The sequence below is a fragment of the Pantoea sp. genome (assembly GCF_039594315.1).
In the GTDB taxonomy this organism is placed as follows: domain Bacteria; phylum Pseudomonadota; class Gammaproteobacteria; order Enterobacterales; family Enterobacteriaceae; genus Pantoea.
On sequence record NZ_JBCNNP010000007.1, the window covers coordinates 75,482 to 97,019 of the forward strand.

A 21,538-nucleotide genomic window follows, 5' to 3' on the forward strand; every position below is an offset into this window, starting at 1 on the left:
GCAAAGCCTGTGCCACCTTTTTAAAGGCCTTAGATAACAATGTGTTAAAAGTACGTGCAGGTTAAAACTGGAGTGATTGGTCCATTTCAGACTGTTTGGTCAAAACAATCTGCACGTTTTTCATGCGCAGGTGGTCAAAAAAGGTGCAGTTGGTCGATTAGGCATGAATACCGGCCTTTGTTATGATGCGTGCTCGCAGGACGGATGAGGTAACAGTGTGAAAAGCGATGAAAAAAAACCGGGACGCCGTTCGCGCGCGGTCGCTGCAAAGCGAGCCGCCATTCTCGAAGCCGCATTAGCGTTCTTCTCGCAATACGGCATTCATGGCACCAGCCTGGATAAAGTGGCGGAGCGTGCCGACGTCTCAAAAACCAATCTGCTGTATTACTATCCGTCGAAAGAAGTGTTGTATGTGGCGGTTTTAAAAGAGATTCTTGATGTGTGGCTGGCACCGCTGCGTGCGTTGCAACACGATCACGATCCGCTGACGGCGATTCGCAAATACATCCGCCTCAAACTGGAAGTCTCACGCGATCATCCGCAAGCATCGCGTTTATTCTGCCTGGAGATGTTACAGGGCGCGCCGTTGTTGAAAGGCGAACTGGCGGGTGACCTCAAAGCGCTGGTGGATGATAAAGCGGCAATTATCGAACAGTGGATTGCCGAAGGGCGATTGGCTGGCGTGCAGCCGCAGCACCTGTTTTTCCTGCTGTGGGCCACCACGCAACACTATGCGGATTTCGCATCCCAGGTTGAAGCGATTACCGGCCAGACGTTAAGCGATGCGGAATTCTTTGAACAGACGCTGGAAAACGTGCAGCGCATGATTATTGAAGGGATCCGCGTGCGCTGATCGCGCTTTTTCAAGGAGAGGGCATGGACTCATTATCACAGCTGGCGTTAGGCGCCTCAGTAGCCGTGGCGGTGATGGGCGAACGCGCGCCGGTATGGCAAGCGGCGCTAGTCGGAGCGGTGGCCGGAACCTTGCCGGATCTCGACGTGTTTATCGATCACGGCGATGCTATCCGCGATATGACGCTGCATCGCACCGAAACTCATGCCTTACTGTTTCTCACCTTAATCGCGCCGTTACTCGGTTGGCTGGTGGCGGGTGTCATGCGCAATCGAGCGCACTGGCGTGGCTGGACGCTGGCGATTTGGTTGGCGTTAGTCACGCATCCGTTGCTGGATCTCACCACCGTTTACGGCACGCAACTCGGCCTGCCATTCACTGATTTCCCGTTCGCGATTGGCAGCATGTATATTGTCGATCCGCTGTATACCTTGCCGCTGTTGATTGTTCTGGGCGTAGCGTTGTGGCGGCGTGATGGAGCCGGTTTGCGCTGGAATCAGGCGGGATTATTGTTGAGTACGTTGTACCTTGGCTGGAGCATGCTGGTGCAAAGTGTTGCGACTCAACATATTGAGAAAGATTTAACCCAGCACGCGATTACGCCTGAACAGGTATTGGTCACGCCGACGGCGTTTAATACGTTGGTCTGGCGCACGCTGATCATGACGCCGGATCGTTACGGCGAAGCGTATTGGTCGTTGCTGTCACCGAATCGACCGCTGGAAATTACGTGGCACGATCGCCACGCCGAATTATTTACGCCGTTTAAAGGCCAATGGCACGCCGAACGCGTGGCGTGGTTCAGTCATGGCTTTTATGCCATGCGTCAGCAGGATGATCGTACCTTGATTGTGGATTTGCGCATGGGTGAAGAACCGAATTACACCTTCACCTTTGATTTAGGTTCGCCGCAAGCGCCCAATAGCGCGCCACAACGCGAACCCTCACTGCGGCCTTCGCTGGCGCAGGCATGGCACAAACTGAGCGAAAGATTATAAAAAAAGCCCGGAATGTCCGGGCTTTTCAGTTTATACGGTGGTTTTACGTCGACGTAATAACCATCCCATGGTCAGAATCACAAACCACAGCGGCGTCACCATCAGCGCCTGGCGCGTATCTTCCTGCAACGTCAGCAGTACCAACACAAAAGCGAAGAACGCCATGCAGACCCAGCACATAAACTTACCGAGTGGCATTTTGAACTTCGATTCAGCGTGACGCTGAGGATGCTGCTTCCGGTAGGCCAGATAGCTGCACAGAATGATGGTCCAGACGAACATAAACAGAATCGCCGACACGGTGGTTACCATGGTGAATACGGTCATCACATCGGGGATCAGGTAAATCAGCGCCACACCCGCCAGCAAGCACAGGCAAGAGAAGAACAAGCCGGTGGTCGGCACCGCGCGCGCAGAGAGGCGGCCAAAGGCTTTATGCGCCACGCCTTGTTCCGCCAGACCAAACAGCATGCGGCTGGTGGAGAAAATGCCGCTGTTGGCAGAAGACGCCGCTGAGGTCAGCACCACAAAGTTTACGATGCTGGCTGCGGCAGGCAAACCAATCAGCACAAACATCTCAACGAACGGACTGCGATTCGGCAACACCTGATTCCACGGCGTTACTGCCATGATCACCATCAGCGCCAGCACGTAAAACATAATGATGCGCAGCGGAATGGCGTTAATCGCGCGCGGCAATACTTTGTGCGGGTCTTTAGTTTCCGCCGCCGCGGTGCCGACTAATTCAATGCCGACAAAAGCGAAGACCGCAATCTGGAAACCGGCAAAGAAGCCGCTCAAGCCTTTCGGGAACATGCCGCCGTGATCCCAGATATTGCTTAAGGATGCAGTGCCGCCGTTCGGCGAAGGGTAATGCATGCTGACCAGCACGATGCCGGTGATGATCAGCGCCACAATGGCGACGATTTTAATAATCGCGAACCAGAACTCCATCTCGCCAAACAACTTCACCGTGGCAATATTCAGCGCCAGGAACACGAAGATGCACAGCAGGGCGCTCATCCAAATTGAGAAATCCGGGAACCACAGCTGGAAATAGGCGCTGATTGCCACCACGTCGGCAATGCCGGTGACCACCCAACAAAACCAATATGTCCAGCCGGTAAAGTATCCCGCCCACGGGCCCAGCAGATCGGCGGCGAAATCACTAAACGATTTGTATTCGAGGTTCGAAAGCAGTAATTCGCCCATCGCGCGCATGACGAAGAACAGCATGAAGCCGATGATCATATACACGAAGATGATCGACGGACCGGCCAGGCTGATGGTTTTGCCTGAGCCCATAAACAGCCCGGTCCCGATGGCACCACCAATGGCAATCAGCTGAATATGACGGTTATGCAAGTTGCGCTGGAGTTTATCCGGCTGTTCGGCGGCCAGAAGCGCCTCTTTAGATTGATCAACCATAAATTATTCTTTCCTGTCGTGATGTTGTGTCAGCTCTACTGGCTGATGAGGTATGTGCCTTTTTATACGGCAAGTGGCATAAGATAGTGGAAAGGCTGCAACTCTCGGTAATGCTTTTTTAACAACTGTGCGCTTTAGCGTGCTTTGCTCTGTCAGTAAATATTTACAGAGTATAAAGCGCGGTCATTTTGCGTAAATCTCCAGCAAATAAGCCATTTGCAGCGCTTTACTACTGCGCGACTTCTACACTTACCGGTTCATCCGATTAGAAAAAGTGAGGCATTGTGCGCGCTTTGATAGCCATTGTGGTGCTGGCGCTATGCGGCTGGCTGAGCTTGCCGTGGTTGAAAACCCATTTGCCGCCGCAGTGGAATCCGTTTACGCCGCTGGCAATCACCGATCCGCCTGGCTGGATGACGCGTTACAAACTTAAGCGTTTGAGTAGCGATCCCCAAGCCTGCATGGCGGTGCTGCAACAGGCGGCGGATCAGCGGTTAGTGCAATTCCGCCCCTTGCCACCGATGCAAGGTGATTGCCCGATCGAACAGCCATTGCGCATCAGTGGCTTCGGCGATGTGTCGCTTAGCAGCAGCTTTCTCTCCAGTTGTCCGATGGCGGTGACCAGCACGATGTTTGTGGTCAATAGCGATAACGCGCTGCGCCAGGCGGGGATTGAGAGTGCGCTGAAACGGATTTCCCATGTCGGCAGCTATGCCTGCCGCAATATTTATCATCGTGAGAGCGGGCGGTTGAGTGAGCATGCCACTGCTGATGCCTGGGATATCACCGGTTTTCAGTTGGCAAACGGACGTTGGTTGCAGGTAGGAAAGAACTGGCAGCAGCCGGTTGAGGCGGCGGCGGGATTACATGCGTTGTGGCGCAACGGTTGTGCCACCTTTGGCAATGCGTTGGGACCCGATTATAACGCCGCGCATGCCGGTCATTTTCATCTTGGCATGCGCGGTTCAGGTTACTGCCGTTAACTACACGGCGGGATTAAGACCACGTTTAATCAGGAAATGATTAGCTGGCCAGGAGAAAAGAAAACCAATCATTATCGCTAATTGCAGCATAAACCAGAACGCCACTAGCAATGGGTTGATTTGCTGATTGAGCACGAATTTTAGGGCCAGCGCCATAAAGATAAAAATACCTAACTGATAAATCAGCAGTGGAAAGATTTCAGTTTTCAACGCTAATAATAACGCTCGGCCAAATGAATGTTTTTCACGTTGACGAATGGCCAGAAATTGAAAAAGTAATCCGATAATCAGTGAAATCATCACGCAAATAATTGCCTGAAGCCAAAGGGCCGGGATAATAGCAAATTGTTTTAGCAGCGTGACTATCGGGATTGTCATTATGTCGCCGAATATACAGGCGGCAGCGGATAAAGAAGTGGAAATAAATATGGTTTGCCAGTTAGCATTCTGGCCACGTTTATCATGAATCAGCAGCGCAATTTTGTGTTGACGTGAAGGTTTCCGTCCCAGATACCACCACGCAAGCCAACCAATAAACGGCATATACAAGCCGGTTAACGGCCAAATGATATTCATCACCGCGATGGGGTGCGGATGGCGAAAAAGATCTTTCAAAATCATCAGGGCAGTGCAGCCACCCAAAACAAGGAACGGTAGTGCAAACTGGTTCAACATAGGAATTCCTGCGTATCCGCCTTCATACGACAATGCGCCCGAGCCACGCAGCAGCACTGTCTCCCCTTGCCAACGTTTTGCCTTCAAACTGTAAGCGTAGCCGCTATAGAGAGTGAGGGAAATCACACGGCGATGCGTTGTCTTTTCTTAACCGCAGAAATAATTGGGATTAAGATTAAGTCGAAACTAATTCAGTGCTGAAAATCCGTTGTTAGCAAAACATTCTGCTTCACGAATGGATAATTTTAGTTAATGACGATGCTAAAAATTTATCAATCTAATGATCATTTTCAATGAATAGGGTGATTGAAACTACTTCAGAAAAATCCTATTCTAATCTGCGAAGGAATTAAAGCTGTGAACCTGTTAGCAATTAGCGTGAACACTCTCACTCGTATTAGCTTAAGCTATTGACAACCGTGGGGTTATGCTTGTTGCGAGCGAATTTGTTCTCTTTTCAATCAATATTTTTTCTCTAGTTAATTTATTTTTTGCGTTAACTCAGACGAATTTTAAAGTGAAAAAGCGTGAAACAGCGCTAAGGCAATAATGACGACCGATAATTATTTCGCCTGGCGAGGCGAAATGGAAAATGAATTTGAGGCGCTGAGCGAAGTGATGCAATTGAAATCACTTTTGCAAACACAGATTGAAACGTTGGGTTTTGATTACTTCGCTTTTTTGGTTCAGCATCCAGTACCTTTCACCCGGCCGCGCGTCTTTTTGTTTAGTACTTATCCACTAAGTTGGGTAAAGCGCTACGAAAGCCAGAACTATTATGCGGTGGATCCGGTGCTATTACTGTGCCAGCGACCGGGCCGGGGCGTGGAGTGGACGCGCGATTTATTTACCGGTTCAGGTAATTTATGGGCAGAAGCCAATGCCGCAGGATTAATGAGCGGCTTTTCCTGCTCGGCAATGGCACCCAATCGTACCATTGGTATATTATCTATTGCATCGCAGCATAACAGTAAGACCCAACACTTACGCGTAGAGCTGGAGGTGAAACTTCATCTTCTGGCGGAACTGAGTTTGCGCGTGTTAGCGCGTCTGAATGACGATTCTATGGTAGTTTTAGCCAATGATTTTAGTCAGCGTGAATTGGAAATTTTGAAATGGACGGCAGAAGGAAAAACTTCTGCGGAAATTTCACTTATTTTAGCCATCTCTGAACACACGGTGAATTTTCACCAAAAGAATATGCAAAAGCGTTTTAATGTTTCCAATAAAACGCAGATTGCCTGTTATGCCGCCGCTATTGGCCTGATATAGCGAAAAGGCAACTACTAATTTTAGTAGTTCCCACTTCAGAGTCAGTTGTCTACCCTGCGCGGAACTTGCCAGGCTGGCTCTAAGAAAACAATGCAAACATGGGGATGTCAGGGGCGCATGATGAAAGTAATTCAAACACAGCTTAAGGATATGCCGTCCTCACTGTTGGCTGAATTGGGAACCTATCGCTACAGCGTATTTGCGCGCGGCGAAGGGTGGTCAATTCCGCCGCGACTCAGTACGCCGGGCCAGGAATACGATCGTTACGATCGTTCCGATGTCACCTGGTTAATTGCCTGGAATGCGCGTCAGGGCATTTGTGGCTGTGCACGCCTCTTACCGTGGCACGAACCAGAAGTGCCGGAAGGCTTTGTTTTGCCGTTCGATCAGGAAAAAGTGTGGGAAATGTCGCGCTTTTCTGCGCGTCTGGAAGTGGATGCTGAATTGCCGTTGAGTATTTTATGGCACTCGGTGCAGTTAGCGGAGCTGAGCGGCATCGAGTATTTGATCAGTTCGGCCACGCCGATGCTGGAGAAAATGTTCGAGCATCATCAAGTGGTGTATGAACCGCTTTCGCCGGGACTGATTCAATCAGAAGATAATCTGTTTGCGATTCGCATTCCGGTTGAGCAACCGGCACTGGCGGAGAAATATCGGGGTACGCGGCGCTTTAGTCCGGAAGAAGTGCTGCCGTCGCTAGGTGTTTCGGTCAACTGGCAATCACATAGCTAAGCACCCCGCGCAACGTGCGCGGGGCACATCGCTTACTGACGGTAAGCGGTTTTAATCTGGCGAATAGTATTGTTAAACACTTCTGCCTGCGGCTTATCAACCAGCGAAGCCTGCACATAACGCTCCATGTTGATGATCACCTTACCGGCATCGGCCTGGCCCATTCCTTTCAGAATCAGCGTCACCATCATTTTCAAACAGGCAACTTCATCTGCCAGTGCCTGCGTGTCACGTGAAGTTGCAAAGTCTTCATCACTCATATTTGACTCCTTGGTGGTGTTACTCAATGTTGACACATTCTTCCTGTGCGCGAAAAAGAGAGTATATCATAGGCTTGGCCAGGCAATTTAATGCAGGCGAAGCGGTGAAACTCGGCAGCGCATTTAATTGTACTTTGCTGTATTTATCCGCAATCGAAATCGTCGTTGAGTTGTTATTTATTGGGCGGTCATAGCAAAATAAGAAAATCAGGCGATAAATTATAACATAATGATATTAGGCATAATTTTACTTATCCATATTGACATGCTAATAGCTGCCATTGAAAAGATTAGGCTGCAAAGAATGTAATTGATATGCATCATTTCATTTGGGATTTATCTGTTGTAACAGATGTTTTTTCCAGCTGAAAACCGGTAAGATGACCGCTCTGTAATATATTTCCCTTATCTAACCTGCGGAGTATGTCCCGTTGATCAGCCTGCTTCTTGTTGATGACCATGAACTGGTTCGCGCCGGTATTCGCCGCATACTGGAAGATATGAAGGGACTGGTTATTGCCGGCGAAGTGGCATGCGGTGAAGACGCGGTAAAATGGTGTCGCAGCAATCCGGTGGACGTGGTGCTGATGGATATGAATATGCCTGGCATCGGCGGTTTGGAAGCCACGCGCAAAATTGTGCGTTTCAATCCTGATATCCGCATCATCATGCTAACCATTCATACGGAAAATCCGTTGCCAGCCAAAGTGATGCAGGCGGGCGCCGCGGGTTATCTGAGTAAAGGCGCCGCGCCACATGAAGTGGTCAGCGCAATTCGCGCCGTGCATGCGGGGCAGCGTTACATCGCTTCAGATATCGCCCAGCAGATGGCGCTAAGCCAAATCGAACCGCAAAAAGCCGAATCACCGTTTAGCTGTTTGTCGGAAAGGGAATTGCAGATTATGCTGATGATCACCCGCGGGCAGAAAGTGACGGAAATTTCCGAGCAGCTTAATCTCAGCCCGAAAACCGTTAACAGCTACCGCTATCGTATGTTCAGCAAGCTCAACATCAGTGGCGACGTAGAGTTAACGCATTTGGCCATTCGACATGGCCTGTTCAATGCGGAGCCGTTAATCAGTAGTGAGTGACGTTTTCAATTCCAAAGTCTTCCTCAGCACCGTAACCAGTCAACCTGGCGTCTACCGCATGTATGATGCGACGGGGACGGTGATCTATGTTGGTAAAGCCAAAGACCTTAAAAAGCGACTTAGCAGCTACTTTCGTACTCAGGTAGGCAGTCGCAAAACCGAAGTGCTGGTCAGCAATATCCAGAACATCGACGTCACCGTGACGCACACCGAAACGGAAGCGCTGTTGCTGGAGCACAACTACATCAAGCTTTACCAGCCGCGCTATAACGTGCTGCTGCGTGATGACAAATCCTATCCTTATATCTTCCTCAGCGGCGACAGCCATCCTCGCCTGGCGATGCATCGTGGTGCGAAGCATGCCAAAGGCGAATATTTCGGCCCGTTTCCTAACGGTTACGCGGTACGCGAAACGTTGGCGTTGCTGCAAAAAGTGTTTCCGATTCGTCAATGCGAAAACAGCGTGTATCGCAATCGCTCACGCCCGTGTTTGCAATATCAGATTGGGCGCTGCCTTGGGCCGTGCGTCAGTGGCTTAGTGAGCGAAGAAGAGTACGCGCAGCAAACGGATTACGTGCGGTTGTTTCTTGCCGGTAAAGATGACCAGGTAATCAATCAACTGGTCAAACGCATGGAAACCGCCAGTCAGGAATTGCGCTTTGAGGATGCTGGACGCTTACGCGACCAGATTCTGGCGGTACGTCGTGTCACCGAACGCCAGTTTGTCTCGAATCAGGGCGATGATCTTGACGTGATGGGCGTGGCGTTTGAAGCCGGCATGGCCTGTTTGCACGTGCTGTTTATTCGTCAGGGCAAAGTGCTTGGCAGCCGCAGCTATTTCCCGAAGGTTCCCGCTGATACTGAACTGACTGAAGTGGTGCAAACCTTTGTCGGCCAATTCTATCTGCAAGGCAGTGAAGCACGCACGTTGCCGGGGGATATCTTGCTGGACTTCACGCTGCCTGAGCGCGAACTGCTGGCGGAATCGCTCAGCGTTTTAGCGGGCCGCAAGGTGAATATTCAAAGTAAGCCGCGTGGCGATCGCGCACGTTATCTCAAGTTGGCGCGCACCAATGCGGCAACCGCATTGACCACCAAGCTATCGCAACATTCGACGATTCAGCAGCGTTTAGCGGCGTTAGCCACGTTTCTCGAGCTGGATAAAATCGAGCGCATGGAGTGTTTCGATATCAGCCACACCATGGGCGAGCAAACCATCGCCTCGTGCGTGGTGTTCAACAAAGATGGTCCGCTGCGCTCGGATTACCGTCGCTACAACATTGAAGGCATCACGCCGGGCGATGATTATGCGGCGATGAATCAGGTGCTGCGCCGTCGCTACGGCAAAGCGCTGGAAGAGGACAAGATCCCTGACGTAATCGTCATTGATGGCGGTAAAGGCCAGCTGGCGCAAGCGAAGCAAGTATTTGCCGAGTTAAACGTGCCGTGGGATAAAGATCGCCCGATTTTATTAGGAGTCGCCAAAGGCAGCGATCGTAAAGCCGGATTGGAAACGCTGTTCTTTGAAGCGGAAGGCGAGGGCATTTCCTTGCCGCCGGACTCGCCAGCCCTGCATGTGATCCAGCATATTCGTGATGACTCTCACAATCATGCGATTTCAGGTCACCGGAAAAAACGCGCCAAAGTGAAGAACACCAGCGCGCTGGAAAGTATCGAAGGGGTGGGTCCAAAACGCCGCCAACAGTTGCTCAAGTACATGGGCGGCCTGCAACCGTTGATGAACGCCAGCGTGGATGAGATTGCTAAAGTGCCAGGTATCTCGATGGCTTTGGCGGAAAAAATCTACTACTCACTGAAACACTAACATTGAAACAGGGTGGGCAATGTAGGAACATACGTGAAACCCTACTCACACCAGACAGTTACTGGCATATGCAATTTAACATTCCGACGTGTCTTACCCTGTTTCGAGTCGTACTCATTCCCTTCTTTGTGCTGGCGTTTTATTTGCCATTTCAATGGGCTCCGTTTGCCACTGCACTGATCTTTGTGATTGCTGCGATAACTGACTGGTTTGATGGATTTTTAGCACGCCGCTGGAAACAGACAACGCGTTTTGGCGCGTTCCTCGATCCAGTGGCGGATAAAGTGATGGTCGCGATTGCGCTGGTCTTAGTGGCGGAACACTTCCACGCATGGTGGATTACCTTGCCTGCGGCGACGATGATCGCGCGTGAAATTATCATTTCGGCATTACGTGAGTGGATGGCGGAAATTGGTAAGCGCAGCAGCGTGGCGGTGTCGTGGATCGGCAAGGTGAAAACCACCGCGCAGATGTTCTCGTTATTTGCCTTGCTGTGGCGTCCTGAAGCCACTGTAGTGGGGATTGGGGTGATTGCGCTGTACATTGCCGCCGTGCTGACTTTCTGGTCAATGTTCCAATATTTGAGCGCGGCGCGCGGCGATTTGCTCGATAGCTGATCGATGCGATTTAAAAAGCAGCAAACGGACGCAGTGTGTGGATAATTCTATTGACTCACTGCGTCAGATAAGTAGAATGCATCGCATCGAACAGCAGCGAGTCTGCAAGAAGCTGAGTAAAATCAGCAAGTTCGATGAAGTTGAAGAATAAAATCTCGTTATAAGTTTGCAAGTAACACGGCAGCAAATGGATAGACGACGATTATGCGGGAATAGCTCAGTTGGTAGAGCACGACCTTGCCAAGGTCGGGGTCGCGAGTTCGAGTCTCGTTTCCCGCTCCAAATTTAGTAATGCGTTATTAACGGATTACACATCAGATTTACGGCGCGTTGGCAGAGTGGCCATGCAACGGATTGCAAATCCGTCTACCTCGGTTCGACTCCGGGACGCGCCTCCAATTTATACCCTGCCCGGGTGGTGAAATCGGTAGACACAAGGGATTTAAAATCCCTCGGCTTATGGCTGTGCGGGTTCAAGTCCCGCCCCGGGCACCAAATTTCAAGCTGTGAAAAACCAAATAAAATCAAAGCAATATGCAGTAATGTCGTAACCGCCCAAGGGCGGTTTTTTTGTGCCTGCGATTTACTGCCGCCAATCATAAAAAACCCGGCAGAACCGGGTAGTTCATTACGATTGTGGTTGTCCGACGGGTCCTGCACCTTCGCTTGCGCCCGGCACCGGCTGATTGCTTGGCGCATGTGGACGCCCATCACTGCCCACAGCATCGCTATGATGCATACAACCCGAAAGCGATACTAAGGTTAATGTAACGAATAATACTTTGGTTAATGTCTGCATGAGATTCTCCCGCTAAATATGCACTTTTAATCCTAATCCTCGACGATTCAATAGATTAGCCTCTGCCTAAGCAAAGTCGTCAGGTGTTATTTACGCAAGCGCGACGCAGCATTAATCATAAAAAACGCCGATAATTCGGCGTTTTTCGTCTCAATCCTAATAAAAATGGGCTATCCCAAATTGCCACTCAATCGGTCGCGGAAATCGCTACTGCGATTATCCAGACCGATAAAGGTGACGGTCGCGCCATGGCGCTGATAGCGGTATTCAATGGCATCCAGTGCCGCCACGCTCGATGCATCCCAAACCTGCGCGTGGGTCAGATCGATGGTGACGCTTTTCGGATCGTGGCCATAATCGAAGTGCTCAAACAAATCATTGCTGCTGCCAAAGAACAGCGGACCGCGAACGGTGTAGCTGACCTGTTCGCCATCGTCGCTTAACTGACGTTCGGCGTGAATCACGTGGGCGATGCGGCGGGCAAACAGCATCATCGCCAGAATCACGCCAATCAACACTCCAATTGCCAGGTTGCCGGTCCAAACGGTAACGGCAACGGTCAGCACCATCACCAGGGTTTCTGACCACGGCATACGTTTCAGTGTTGCGGGTTGCAGGCTGTGCCAGTTAACGGTTTTCACCGCCACTACCATCATAATGCCCGCCAACACCACCATGGGGATCTGTGCCATCACCTGGCTGAGCCCGGTGACCAAAAGCAGCAACACCACAGCTGCCGCAACGGTTGAAACCCGCGTGCGTGCTTTGCCTAATTCGACGTTGACGATGGTTTGACCGATCATCGCGCAGCCAGCGATCCCGCCATAAAAGCCCGCCAGAATATTGCCGACGCCCAACGCCCAGGATTCGCGGCGTTTACCCGAAGGCGTATCGGTGATGTCATCCACCAGTTTGGCGGTTAACAGCGACTCCATCAGGCCGACAAACGCAATACTTAATGCCGTCGGCCAGATGATTTGCAGTGTTTGCAGATTCATCGGCACTAACAGCGTGGTGAAGCCCGGTAAACCGGCGGTCATCGGGCCTTCGTCGCCCACGTTGGGTACGCGATAACCGAGCAGCAATGCCACCGCCGTGACCACCACAATCGCCACTAAGGGAGAAGGCACGCTTTTCAGCACTTTCGGCAGCAGCAACACAATCGCCAGCGTGACGGCAAACAGCGCCCATACCAGGCCAGATTGCCCCCACACGTGTGGCACCTGCGCGAAGAAAATCAGAATGCCCAACGCATTGACGAAGCCAATCATCACCGAGCGTGGAATGTAGCGCATCATGCGCGATAAACCGGCAAGGCCAAAGATGATCTGGATAACGCCGCCCATGATCACTGCCGGCAGTATGTACTCGACGCCGTGCGCATGTACCATCGGGCCGATCACCAGCGCCACGGAACCGGCAGCGGCGGTCACCATCGCCGGACGCCCGCCGAGAATCGACAACGTCAGACACAGCACCACCGAAGCAACCAAGCTGACTTTGGGATCGACACCGGCGATCACTGAGAAGGAGATCACTTCAGGAATCAGTGCCAGCGCCGTAATGATGCCCGCCAGACACTCGCGAGTGAGTAACGTCGGCGAACGCAACACGCGCGCCACCGTGATATCGCCGTCCACCATCGTGGCGCGATCAGTTGATTGGCTCATAGAATTTGCAGGCTCTTTTATTATTGTGCTCGCACCGTCACGGTACGGCAGTAACCAGTTTGAATATGCGGAGAAAGGATGTTACCGGGCTAAAGCGTTGCGCGCTAGCGCGAAGGGGCAGGTAAGGGGATGATTCCGTCCCTGGAATCCGGTGTTATACCGCGAGATCGTCAGGTGTTTTATTCACTACCAATTCCAACAGGTGGCGGTAGATATCCAGCTGAACCACATCGCTTTCCATTTCAAGACGGCCAATCAGAGTTGAAATAATCGCTTTGTTGGAAACCGGCATACCGGCTTGCAGGATTTCGGCGATAATCTGCCCGAAAACTTCCATCTCATTGCTATCGCTATTACCCGCCAGCTTGAAATAATCAGCGATGGCGGCGCTACTGGTTGCGGCGTTTTGCATAGGTAAAACCCTTTAAATTGACCTGACGGCGCTGTAGCCCTCAGTGCCATGATGAAAAAAATCGCGCGCGGACAGGCACGCGATACCCAACTCATCAACCAACGCAAAAAAGACACCTCTGAAGGTGGAAATCCACAACACCTTCAGAGGCGACGCAAAGTGCATCATTCGTTACGGAGCCATTCACTGGCTCACGGGTCGTAAACTTATACAATCTTGGGTAAGTTGTACAAGTGGATGCTTAAGCTATTTGTGCTAACATTTATTTATCAATGACATAAATAGCAGATATTTAAATAAAATCTATACAAGATAATCATTTTTGCCCATCTTACCGCTTCACTTGTACAACACAGACCGCAATTAATCCTGTTTCGACATTTCCGCAACACGCTATGAATGCTAACTTTTCAATGTGATGCAGCTTCGCATATAATAACGCACCCGTTTAGTTAGATACCTAACCATTAGGCCACTACGTTTTGAGCGACTATCCACAACCTTTCTCGCGTTTATTGCATCTCACTGCCCATGCGTGGCGGCTGGCCGTTGATCGCCGTTTAAAAGAGAGCGGGCTGAGCATGAGCAGTTGGATGGCGATTGCCAGCGTAGCTACTGCCGCGGAACCTCCAACGCAAAAAGCCCTGGCGCAGTTATTGGGTTTGGAAGAAGCCAGTGTCGTGCCATTAGTGGATCGCTTAGTTAAACAACAACTATTGGCGCGCGTGCAGCCGCCAGAAGATCGCCGTAAGCGTTTGTTGATCTTAACTGAACAGGGCAGCGTGGCGTTTGCCGAAGTGAAAACGCAGGCCGATGCGCTGCGTGCCCAACTGTTAGCCGATATCGATCCCGCCGCGCTAGCCACCACGGAAGCGGTGCTGCAACAACTGCTCGCACGTCTGGGAAGCATTTAATCGTGGCGAAGCGCAACCCATATGCTCAACGTGAATGGCTGCCGCATGAAAAGCCGATGCTGCCGGGTTCGCCCTCCACGCCGCTGCATTCGCCGTCGAAGCGCATCGCCTTCGGCATTATCGGCCTGCTGATTTCTATTACCGGCGCGCTGAGTAATGCGCTGGTTTCAGCCAATCTCACCAATCTGCAAGGTACTTTCGGCGCTTACAGCAATGAAATTGCCTGGCTGCCTGCCGTGTATGTGATGGGCAATATCTCGATCAACTTGCTGCTGGTGAAGTTTCGCCAGCAGTTTGGCCTGCGGCTATTTACCGAAGCGTTTCTGGTGCTGTACGTCATCGTGGCGTTTTTCCACATTCTCGCCAACGATCTCAGTTCAGCGATCATTGTGCGTACCGCGCATGGCATGGTCGGCGCGGCCCTGAGTTCGCTGGGCATTTACTACCAGATTCAGGCGTGGCCGGCGAAACACCGCTTGAAAGCGTTGGTAATTGGCATCACCGCCTCGCAGCTGGCGATTCCGCTGGCGCGTTTGTTCTCCACCGAATTGCTGCAATTGGAAGAGTGGCGCGGGCTGTACCTGTTTGAATTGGGATTAGCGTTGATCGCGCTAGGTTGCGTGCTGGTGGTGAAGTTGCCGCCCGGCGACCGCATCAAGGCGTTCGAAAAGATGGATTTCGTCACCTTTATTCTGTTGGCACCGGGCATGGCGCTGCTGTGTGGTGTGCTGTCGCTGGGGCGCATCGAATGGTGGTTCACCACGCCGTGGCTGGGTATTGCATTAGCGCTGGCGTTGGTGCTGATCGTGGCGGCGATTGTGGTTGAGCACAACCGCGCTAATCCGTTGATCAACACACGCTGGCTCAGCAACGGCATGATTGTGCGGCTGGGTATTGTGATGATCATGATGCGCATTCTGCTGGCGGAACAGAACACGGGTGCCGTCGGATTCTTGCAGCAACTCGGTTTGCTCAACGATCAGATGCGCGGTCTGGCGTTTGCCATTATCGGCGGGGTGATTTGTGGCATGGTGGCCAGTGCGTTAACCATCCGGCCAACGCATTTGAGCTGGCCGATTGTGGCATCGCTGGTGGTGATGATCATCGCTTCGCTGATGGATGCGCAATCCAGCCCGCTGACGCGCGGTAATAACCTGTATGTCAGCCAGTTCTTGCTGGGCTTCGGCAGCGCTTTCTTCCTCGCTCCTGCCATGTTGTTAGGCATTGGCGGCGTGGTGACGCAGCCGAAAAATCTGGTGAGTTTTGTGGTGTTGTTTGGCATGAGCCAAAACCTCGGCGGCTTGATTGGCGCTGCGATCCTCGGCACGTTCCAGACGTGGCGCGAGAAATATCACTCCAGCTTGCTCGGCGACCAGCTTTCGTTACTCGATCCCAACGTCACTGAACGTCTCAGCCAATACAGTGCGCTGTTCAACAGCCAGTTGCCCGATAACGTGCTACTCAGCGCGCAAAGCAGCAGCCAATTGCAAACGGTAGCAACACTGCAAGCTAACGTGCTGGCCTACAACGACACCTATTTACTCACCGCCGCGTTGGCCTTTATCACCTTGATTTGGGTGCTATATCGCCTCACGCGCTTACGCATTATCAACTGGCGTCAGGCTAAAATTGAGGCCGCACGCCAGCAAGCATTACCAGTTAATTCAACGGAGAATCCATGAGCCAACAGGACGACATTCAGGCCGCTGAGCGTGAGCGCAGCAACCGCCGCCGCATTCTTTCCATTGCTGCTGGTAGCGGCATTGTTATCGTCGGCGTGCTGGTCATTCTGTATGCCTGGCAACTTTGGCCGTTCACCAGCACCATCCAATCGACGGAAAACGCCTATGTGCGTGGACAAGTCACCTTTATCAGCCCACAGGTCAGTGGTTATCTCACTGATGTTGAGGTGGTGGATTTACAGCCGGTGACCAAAGGCCAATTGCTGATGACCATCGACGACCGCATTTATCGTCAGCGCGTGCATCAGGCGCAGGCGCAGCTGGATATGAAAATTGCCGCGCAGAATAATAACCAGCAGCAGCGTAAAAGTGCCGAAGCCAATATTCTCAGCAACAAAGCGGCACTGGAAAACGCCAAAGCCCAGGCGCTGAAAAGCAGTCTCGACTTGAAACGCGTGGAGAATCTGGCGGCTGATGGTTCACTTTCAGTGCGTGAACGCGATGCTGCGCGCGCCGCCAATGCGCAAGCGCAGGCGCAACTGCGTCAGGCCGATGCGCAAGTGGCGGTTTCACAGCAAAATCTGCAAACGGTGATCGTCAATCGTGCGTCATTGCAAGGTGATGTTGCCAGCGCGCAAGCGGCGCTGGAACTGGCGAATATCGATTTGGCCAACACGCGCATCATCGCGCCAGATAGCGGTCAGCTGGGGCAATTGTCAGTGCGTAAAGGCACTTACGTCACCGCCGGCACGCGCTTAACGTCAGTGGTACCCGAGAATAAATGGATTATCGCCAACCTGAAAGAGACGCAGTTGGCGCGCGTGCGTCCCGGATTGCCAGTCAGTATTCGCGTCGATGCGCTTGATGGACGCCATTATAATGGCCGCGTAGAATTCATCTCGCCTGCCGCCGGATCGGAGTTCAGCGCCATTTCGCCGGATAACGCCACCGGTAACTTTGTGAAGATTGCGCAGCGTATTCCGGTGCGCATCAAAATCCTCAATGACGATCTGCGTGCGCTGCGTCCGGGCATGTCGGTGGAAGTGGACATTGATACTGCCGCCGAGCCACACAAGGACGCGCCATGAAACGCGCGCTGTTAGCCACATTGATGGCGTTGATGATCGGTGGTTGCGGCACCACGGTGGAAAAAGCGCCGTCATCCTTACCGATCCCGGATAGCTGGCGTCAGCAGGTGGGGCCGCAGGCAGCACCGGAAGCGCGCTGGTGGCAAAACTTTGGCGATGACAATCTCAATCGCCTGGTCTCGCAAGCCTTGCAGCACAACAGCGATATCCTCAGCGCACGTTCACGGGTGGATCAATATCGTGCGCAATTGCGAGCCGCGCAGGGTGACAATTTCCCCACGTTGTCGGCGGGCGTAGCGGCCACCCATCAACGTGCGTTGTCGGCGGTGACCGGGCAGCCGTATGAGAACGCGGTATTTCAGGGATTGTTGCAGGCCAACTATGAAGTGGATTTGTGGGGCAGCCGCAGCAACAGCATTCGTGCCGCCGAAGCCTCACTGGATGCGCAACGCGCTGCGGCTTCTGCCGCCGAGCTAACCGTTGCCAGTTCGGTGGCGTCCGGCTATCTCAGCTTGTGTGCGCTGGATGAACAATTGCGCGTGACCGAAGCCACGCTCGCCACGCGAGAAAACTCGCTTAATTTAGCGCAGCGTCAGTTTGAGACAGGCTACACCTCGCGACTGGAATGGATGCAGGCGGCATCGGAATACCAAACCGCCAAGGCGCAAATCCCGCAACTGCAACACCAAATCGAGCAGCAGGAGAATGCGCTGAGCGTGTTGGTGGGCATGAATCCGCGCGAAATTGCGCGCAATAGCCAGTTTGATCACATCAAACCGCAAACACTGCCATCGCTGCTGCCATCGCAATTGCTTAATCGCCGCCCGGATATTGTGCAGGCGCAGCGTCAGTTAATCGCCGCCGATGCCTCGCTGGCTTCCGCGCAGGCCAATCTACTGCCGTCACTCAATCTCACCGCCAGCGGCACTTATCAAAGTTTCACGCTGCACAATCTGCTGGATACACCTTTCGAACTGTGGAGCATCGGTGGCAGCATTCTGGCACCGATACTTAATCGCGAAGCCTTAACGGCGCAGGTTGACGTGGCGATGGCGACGCGCAATCAGGCGCTTTACGGCTATGAAAAAGTGGTACGCAGTGCCTTTGCTGATGTCGATAACGCACTGGATGCGATTCGCCGCAGTCAGGAGCAGCTGACCGAGTTGCAGAAGCAAGAGAAGTACGTTGCGGAAGCTTATCGCATTGCGCATAACCGTTATCAAAATGGTTACGCTTCTTATCTCGATGAGTTGGATGCGCAACGTACCTTATTCAGCACGCAACTGAATATCGTCTCGGTGAAAAATACGCTGCTGCTGGCACAAATTGATCTTTATCGCTCATTAGGTGGCGGTTGGCAGGGTTAATCATCATGCCAGAAGGCCATTTTTTGGTGGGAATTATAAGAGGTATTGGATTGGCGCAGAGTTTTATTCGTTGCTAGTCCATTATTAAGTTATTCATGCTTATTTTTACTTGTCTTTACAAATAATGTTATTATCTCGCACGTTTTGCTCAATCCAGACGGATTATTGCAGGTTGGTTTACTTGCAAGGTCGCACACTTGGCGGCCTGCCATGACAAGGGAAGGAAAATAACATGATGAATAAAAATGTCGGCCTGGCTTTATTAGTGAGCGCTGTATTGTTGACGGGCTGTGCACCGCGCACGGCACCGATCCAAAATGTAAGCCAGACTGTGGGACAGAACTATTCTGACGCGCAAATGAAGCAAGCGATTATTCAAGCCGGTGCCGCTAACAAATGGGTGATGTCGCCTGCCGGTCCAGGCACCATGAATGGTCACCTGGCTGAGCGCGGTCATACGGCGGATATTCGCATTAACTACACCGCCAATAGCTATCAAATCCAATACGTTAGCAGTCAGAATTTGCGCGCTGGTAGCGGCCAAATTCACCGCAACTATAATCGTTGGATTGAAAACCTGAATCAGGGTATTCAAACGCGTTTGGCGGTTGAATCCGCGAAATAAGCGCGAAGCGGGATAGCTGACATAATTGTGTAAAGTTAGTTGTCACGCTGCCGAAATAGAAACAGGCGGGCCATGTGCCCGCCTTGTTAATCGGCGACATCCATTTCGGTGGATGACGGGAATAGATAGCAAGCAAGGAAGGGATGCCGCGCAGAGAAAATCTGACCATTCCTGAGGCTGAAAAAAGAATACAGGTATGAAACTCGCTTACTCCCTGGTTGACTGGCACGCCATCGCGCCGGGCTACAACACCGCAGAACAATGGCAAAGCTGGGCGCAACACGCTTCAGCCTTTGATGCCACGCAACCGATCGCCAAACCGCAATTTTTGCCAATGATGACCGCGCGTCGTCTCAGCGTGGGCAGCCGTGCGGCAGTGGAGTGCGGGCTGGCGTTGCTGGCGCGGCAAACGGTGGATGCGGTGGTTTTTACCAGTCGCCACGGTGAACTGGAACGTAATCTGCGTATTCTCACGGCCTTAGCCGATCAACAACCGCTTTCGCCCACCGATTTCGCTATGTCAGTGCACAACTCTGCGGTGGGAAGCCTGACTATCGCCGCGCGCCAGCCACTGGTTTCTTCCTCGATCTCCGCCGGTATCGACAGTTTTCAGCAAGGGCTGATTGAAGTCGCGTCGTTACATCAAGCCGGTTACCAGCAGGTTTTGCTGGTGGATTTCGATGGCAGCGTGCCGGACTACTATCATCCGTGGCTGCCGGAAACCGAGCTGTTCAATGTGCCTTATGCCGTCGCGCTGCTGCTGCGGGCCGGTGACCAACTGCGTTGCGCAGCACAGCCTGGCGAAGCGCTTGCTGAAGCCTTGCCGCAAAGCGTGCAAATGCTGGCGGCATTGCTGCGTAACACGCCACGCTTCACGATTGCCGGTGAACGCCATCAATGGCGTTGGGAGCAGCATGGCGGATAATTCGTTGGCTCGCACGCGCCCCGGCTTCAACTATTACTGGCGGCTGGTGATGACCGCCGTCAGTTTTACGCTGTTCAGCGTTGGCGGCTTATTACTCTCGCTGATCTGGTTCAATCTGCTGTTATTGGTGCAGCGCGATGGCCTGCGCCGTCGTCAAATTGCCCGCAGCAGTATTGCGTGGAGTTTCCGCTGCTTCCTGCGTTTCTGCCGCCTGGTCGGTGTTTATGATTACCAGATTATCGGTGCTGAGCTGTTGCGCCAGGATCGTGGCTGCCTGATTGTCGCCAATCATCCTTCGTTAATCGATTACGTGATGATTGCATCGGTGCTGCCGGAAATGGATTGCCTGGTCAAAGCCGATCTGCGCCACAATATTTTCTTTCGTGGCGTGATTCGCGCCGCGGATTACCTGATTAATAGCGAAGCTGATACGCTGCTGCCCGATAGCCAACAACGACTGGCGCGTGGCGATACCATTTTGATTTTCCCGGAAGGGACGCGTACGCGCTACGGCGAGCCGCTGAAGCTACAACGCGGTGCCGCCAATATCGCGGTGCGCGCCGGATGCGAGCTACGCGTGGTTCACATTACCTGCACCCAGCGTATGCTCGATAAACAAAGCCGCTGGTATCAGATTCCGCTGGTTAAACCGCTTTTTACTGTACGCGTACAATCGCGTATTGCTAGCCAGGCCTTTAGTGAAGACGAAGAGGATGCGCAGCCGCTGGCCGCGCGCCGTTTGACGCGTCACCTGCAACAGGCGCTGGTGCCTCAAGAGACCAACTAAGTTATGCAAGTACTGATCAACGACATCAAACAGATGATTATCGATACGCTGAATCTGGAAGACATTACCCCGGATGATATTGAAACCGACGCGCCGCTGTTTGGCGACGGGCTGGGTCTCGATTCTATCGATGCGCTGGAGCTGGGACTGGCGGTGAAAAATCGCTTTGGCGTACAGCTTTCCGCCGAGAGCGAAACGCTGCGTGCGCACTTTTTTTCCGTGGCTACCCTGGCCGCGTTTGTTGAACAACAGCAAGCCTGAGAGCAGCCAACATGATGAACAAAAACGAAATTTACCAGGAAGTCGCCTCGCTTCTTACCTCGCTGTTTGAAATTGAGCCGGATGATATCCGCCCTGAGGCGCGTCTGTATGAAGACCTCGAGCTGGATAGCATTGATGCGGTCGATATGGTGGTGCATCTGCAAAAACGCACTGGCCGCAAAATCAAACCGGAAACCTTCCGCGCCGTACGTACCGTGCAGGATGTGGTTGACGCCGTCGACCAACTGATGCGCGACGAAGCCTGATTATTGGC

At 52.4% G+C, this 21,538-nt stretch carries 23 protein-coding genes and 3 tRNA genes; 20 read left to right on the top strand and 6 right to left on the bottom strand.

Going from position 1 to position 21,538, the window contains the following annotated elements; genetic code table 11:
- Positions 1–217 precede the first annotated feature (217 nt).
- Both rutR and ABDW13_RS07245 read left to right on the top strand, forming a co-directional pair.
- Complete coding sequence (gene rutR / locus ABDW13_RS07240) at positions 218–853, top strand: HTH-type transcriptional regulator RutR (RefSeq protein WP_343551817.1); 636 nt, start codon at positions 218–220, stop codon at positions 851–853.
- Between the two features lie 23 nt (positions 854–876).
- Complete coding sequence (locus ABDW13_RS07245) at positions 877–1,851, top strand: metal-dependent hydrolase (RefSeq protein ID WP_343551818.1); 975 nt, start codon at positions 877–879, stop codon at positions 1,849–1,851.
- A 30-nt stretch (positions 1,852–1,881) separates the two neighbouring features.
- Here ABDW13_RS07245 and cycA read toward each other — a convergent pair whose 3' ends face one another.
- A complete protein-coding gene (gene cycA, locus ABDW13_RS07250; RefSeq protein ID WP_343551820.1) occupies positions 1,882–3,279 on the bottom strand; it encodes a D-serine/D-alanine/glycine transporter in 1,398 nt (465 codons plus the stop codon).
- A gap of 284 nt (positions 3,280–3,563) precedes the next feature.
- Here cycA and ABDW13_RS07255 point away from each other — a divergent pair, with 284 nt between their 5' ends.
- Positions 3,564–4,262 carry an extensin family protein gene (locus ABDW13_RS07255; protein ID WP_343551821.1) on the top strand — a complete coding sequence of 233 codons (699 nt, stop codon included), beginning with the start codon at positions 3,564–3,566 and terminating at the stop codon, positions 4,260–4,262.
- On the opposite strand, the gene ABDW13_RS07260 is transcribed toward ABDW13_RS07255, so the two are convergent.
- Positions 4,263–4,994, bottom strand: a complete 732-nt coding sequence (locus tag ABDW13_RS07260; protein WP_343551822.1) for a DUF4396 domain-containing protein — start codon at positions 4,992–4,994, stop codon at positions 4,263–4,265.
- 492 nt (positions 4,995–5,486) lie between these two features.
- Between ABDW13_RS07260 and sdiA the strand changes: the two genes are divergently transcribed.
- Positions 5,487–6,209: a transcriptional regulator SdiA gene (gene sdiA, locus ABDW13_RS07265; protein ID WP_343551823.1), complete on the top strand. Its 723-nt coding sequence runs from the start codon at positions 5,487–5,489 to the stop codon at positions 6,207–6,209.
- 120 nt (positions 6,210–6,329) lie between these two features.
- The gene (locus ABDW13_RS07270) at positions 6,330–6,941 is read left to right on the top strand and encodes an acyl-homoserine-lactone synthase (protein ID WP_343551824.1); all 612 of its coding nucleotides are present in this window, start codon (positions 6,330–6,332) and stop codon (positions 6,939–6,941) included.
- 32 nt (positions 6,942–6,973) lie between these two features.
- Here ABDW13_RS07270 and ABDW13_RS07275 read toward each other — a convergent pair whose 3' ends face one another.
- Positions 6,974–7,201, bottom strand: a complete 228-nt coding sequence (locus ABDW13_RS07275; RefSeq protein ID WP_343551825.1) for a DUF2594 family protein — start codon at positions 7,199–7,201, stop codon at positions 6,974–6,976.
- Between the two features lie 431 nt (positions 7,202–7,632).
- Between ABDW13_RS07275 and uvrY the strand changes: the two genes are divergently transcribed.
- The 6 genes from uvrY to ABDW13_RS07305 all read left to right on the top strand — a co-directional run bounded on the left by uvrY (position 7,633) and on the right by ABDW13_RS07305 (position 11,229).
- A complete protein-coding gene (gene uvrY / locus ABDW13_RS07280; RefSeq protein ID WP_343551826.1) occupies positions 7,633–8,292 on the top strand; it encodes a UvrY/SirA/GacA family response regulator transcription factor in 660 nt (219 codons plus the stop codon).
- Complete coding sequence (uvrC, locus tag ABDW13_RS07285; RefSeq protein WP_343551827.1) at positions 8,285–10,117, top strand: excinuclease ABC subunit UvrC; 1,833 nt, start codon at positions 8,285–8,287, stop codon at positions 10,115–10,117. Before uvrY ends, uvrC begins: the two co-directional genes overlap by 8 nt.
- 68 nt (positions 10,118–10,185) lie before the next feature.
- The gene (gene pgsA / locus ABDW13_RS07290; RefSeq protein ID WP_343551828.1) at positions 10,186–10,734 is read left to right on the top strand and encodes a CDP-diacylglycerol--glycerol-3-phosphate 3-phosphatidyltransferase; all 549 of its coding nucleotides are present in this window, start codon (positions 10,186–10,188) and stop codon (positions 10,732–10,734) included.
- Between the two features lie 206 nt (positions 10,735–10,940).
- Positions 10,941–11,016 (top strand) — tRNA-Gly (locus ABDW13_RS07295).
- Between the two features lie 42 nt (positions 11,017–11,058).
- Positions 11,059–11,132, top strand: a tRNA-Cys gene (locus ABDW13_RS07300).
- A gap of 11 nt (positions 11,133–11,143) precedes the next feature.
- Positions 11,144–11,229 (top strand) — tRNA-Leu (locus tag ABDW13_RS07305).
- Positions 11,230–11,362: 133 nt separating this feature from the next.
- Here the strand turns inward: ABDW13_RS07305 and ABDW13_RS07310 are convergent.
- From ABDW13_RS07310 to ABDW13_RS07320, 3 genes are all read right to left on the bottom strand, one after another.
- Entirely contained in the window at positions 11,363–11,533 is a 171-nt protein-coding gene (locus ABDW13_RS07310; protein ID WP_343551829.1) for a hypothetical protein, read from the bottom strand.
- Positions 11,534–11,703: 170 nt separating this feature from the next.
- Positions 11,704–13,203 carry a SulP family inorganic anion transporter gene (locus tag ABDW13_RS07315; protein WP_343551830.1) on the bottom strand — a complete coding sequence of 500 codons (1,500 nt, stop codon included), beginning with the start codon at positions 13,201–13,203 and terminating at the stop codon, positions 11,704–11,706.
- A gap of 154 nt (positions 13,204–13,357) precedes the next feature.
- Positions 13,358–13,615 carry a biofilm/acid-resistance regulator YmgB/AriR gene (locus ABDW13_RS07320; protein ID WP_343551831.1) on the bottom strand — a complete coding sequence of 86 codons (258 nt, stop codon included), beginning with the start codon at positions 13,613–13,615 and terminating at the stop codon, positions 13,358–13,360.
- A gap of 482 nt (positions 13,616–14,097) precedes the next feature.
- On the opposite strand from ABDW13_RS07320, the gene ABDW13_RS07325 reads away from it, so the two are divergent.
- From ABDW13_RS07325 to ABDW13_RS07365, 9 genes are all read left to right on the top strand, one after another.
- Entirely contained in the window at positions 14,098–14,529 is a 432-nt protein-coding gene (locus ABDW13_RS07325) for a MarR family transcriptional regulator (RefSeq protein ID WP_343551833.1), read from the top strand.
- Positions 14,530–14,531: 2 nt separating this feature from the next.
- A complete protein-coding gene (locus ABDW13_RS07330) occupies positions 14,532–16,211 on the top strand; it encodes an MFS transporter (RefSeq protein WP_343551834.1) in 1,680 nt (559 codons plus the stop codon).
- Positions 16,208–17,299 carry an HlyD family secretion protein gene (locus ABDW13_RS07335; protein ID WP_343551835.1) on the top strand — a complete coding sequence of 364 codons (1,092 nt, stop codon included), beginning with the start codon at positions 16,208–16,210 and terminating at the stop codon, positions 17,297–17,299. Before ABDW13_RS07330 ends, ABDW13_RS07335 begins: the two co-directional genes overlap by 4 nt.
- Positions 17,296–18,666 (top strand): efflux transporter outer membrane subunit, encoded by a 1,371-nt coding sequence (locus ABDW13_RS07340; protein ID WP_343551836.1) that lies wholly within the window; start codon positions 17,296–17,298, stop codon positions 18,664–18,666. Before ABDW13_RS07335 ends, ABDW13_RS07340 begins: the two co-directional genes overlap by 4 nt.
- A gap of 232 nt (positions 18,667–18,898) precedes the next feature.
- Positions 18,899–19,291 carry a hypothetical protein gene (locus ABDW13_RS07345; RefSeq protein WP_343551837.1) on the top strand — a complete coding sequence of 131 codons (393 nt, stop codon included), beginning with the start codon at positions 18,899–18,901 and terminating at the stop codon, positions 19,289–19,291.
- A 196-nt stretch (positions 19,292–19,487) separates the two neighbouring features.
- A complete protein-coding gene (locus ABDW13_RS07350) occupies positions 19,488–20,216 on the top strand; it encodes a beta-ketoacyl synthase chain length factor (RefSeq protein WP_343551838.1) in 729 nt (242 codons plus the stop codon).
- Complete coding sequence (locus ABDW13_RS07355; RefSeq protein ID WP_343551839.1) at positions 20,206–21,003, top strand: lysophospholipid acyltransferase family protein; 798 nt, start codon at positions 20,206–20,208, stop codon at positions 21,001–21,003. Before ABDW13_RS07350 ends, ABDW13_RS07355 begins: the two co-directional genes overlap by 11 nt.
- 3 nt (positions 21,004–21,006) lie before the next feature.
- A complete protein-coding gene (locus ABDW13_RS07360; protein ID WP_343551840.1) occupies positions 21,007–21,264 on the top strand; it encodes a phosphopantetheine-binding protein in 258 nt (85 codons plus the stop codon).
- An 11-nt stretch (positions 21,265–21,275) separates the two neighbouring features.
- The gene (locus ABDW13_RS07365; protein WP_343551841.1) at positions 21,276–21,530 is read left to right on the top strand and encodes an acyl carrier protein; all 255 of its coding nucleotides are present in this window, start codon (positions 21,276–21,278) and stop codon (positions 21,528–21,530) included.
- The last annotated feature ends 8 nt before the right edge of the window (positions 21,531–21,538 follow it).

Excerpts from the sequence above, each read along its gene's own strand:
- ABDW13_RS07245 (WP_343551818.1), top strand. The coding sequence starts at position 877 with ATGGACTCATTATCACAGCTGGCGTTAGGCGCCTCAGTAGCCGTGGCG.
- cycA (WP_343551820.1), bottom strand. The coding sequence starts at position 3,279 with ATGGTTGATCAATCTAAAGAGGCGCTTCTGGCCGCCGAACAGCCGGAT.
- sdiA (WP_343551823.1), top strand. The coding sequence starts at position 5,487 with ATGACGACCGATAATTATTTCGCCTGGCGAGGCGAAATGGAAAATGAA.
- ABDW13_RS07270 (WP_343551824.1), top strand. The coding sequence starts at position 6,330 with ATGAAAGTAATTCAAACACAGCTTAAGGATATGCCGTCCTCACTGTTG.
- ABDW13_RS07275 (WP_343551825.1), bottom strand. The coding sequence starts at position 7,201 with ATGAGTGATGAAGACTTTGCAACTTCACGTGACACGCAGGCACTGGCA.
- pgsA (WP_343551828.1), top strand. The coding sequence starts at position 10,186 with ATGCAATTTAACATTCCGACGTGTCTTACCCTGTTTCGAGTCGTACTC.
- ABDW13_RS07310 (WP_343551829.1), bottom strand. The coding sequence starts at position 11,533 with ATGCAGACATTAACCAAAGTATTATTCGTTACATTAACCTTAGTATCG.
- ABDW13_RS07315 (WP_343551830.1), bottom strand. The coding sequence starts at position 13,203 with ATGAGCCAATCAACTGATCGCGCCACGATGGTGGACGGCGATATCACG.
- ABDW13_RS07320 (WP_343551831.1), bottom strand. The coding sequence starts at position 13,615 with ATGCAAAACGCCGCAACCAGTAGCGCCGCCATCGCTGATTATTTCAAG.
- ABDW13_RS07335 (WP_343551835.1), top strand. The coding sequence starts at position 16,208 with ATGAGCCAACAGGACGACATTCAGGCCGCTGAGCGTGAGCGCAGCAAC.
- ABDW13_RS07340 (WP_343551836.1), top strand. The coding sequence starts at position 17,296 with ATGAAACGCGCGCTGTTAGCCACATTGATGGCGTTGATGATCGGTGGT.
- ABDW13_RS07345 (WP_343551837.1), top strand. The coding sequence starts at position 18,899 with ATGATGAATAAAAATGTCGGCCTGGCTTTATTAGTGAGCGCTGTATTG.
- ABDW13_RS07350 (WP_343551838.1), top strand. The coding sequence starts at position 19,488 with ATGAAACTCGCTTACTCCCTGGTTGACTGGCACGCCATCGCGCCGGGC.
- ABDW13_RS07355 (WP_343551839.1), top strand. The coding sequence starts at position 20,206 with ATGGCGGATAATTCGTTGGCTCGCACGCGCCCCGGCTTCAACTATTAC.
- ABDW13_RS07360 (WP_343551840.1), top strand. The coding sequence starts at position 21,007 with ATGCAAGTACTGATCAACGACATCAAACAGATGATTATCGATACGCTG.
- ABDW13_RS07365 (WP_343551841.1), top strand. The coding sequence starts at position 21,276 with ATGATGAACAAAAACGAAATTTACCAGGAAGTCGCCTCGCTTCTTACC.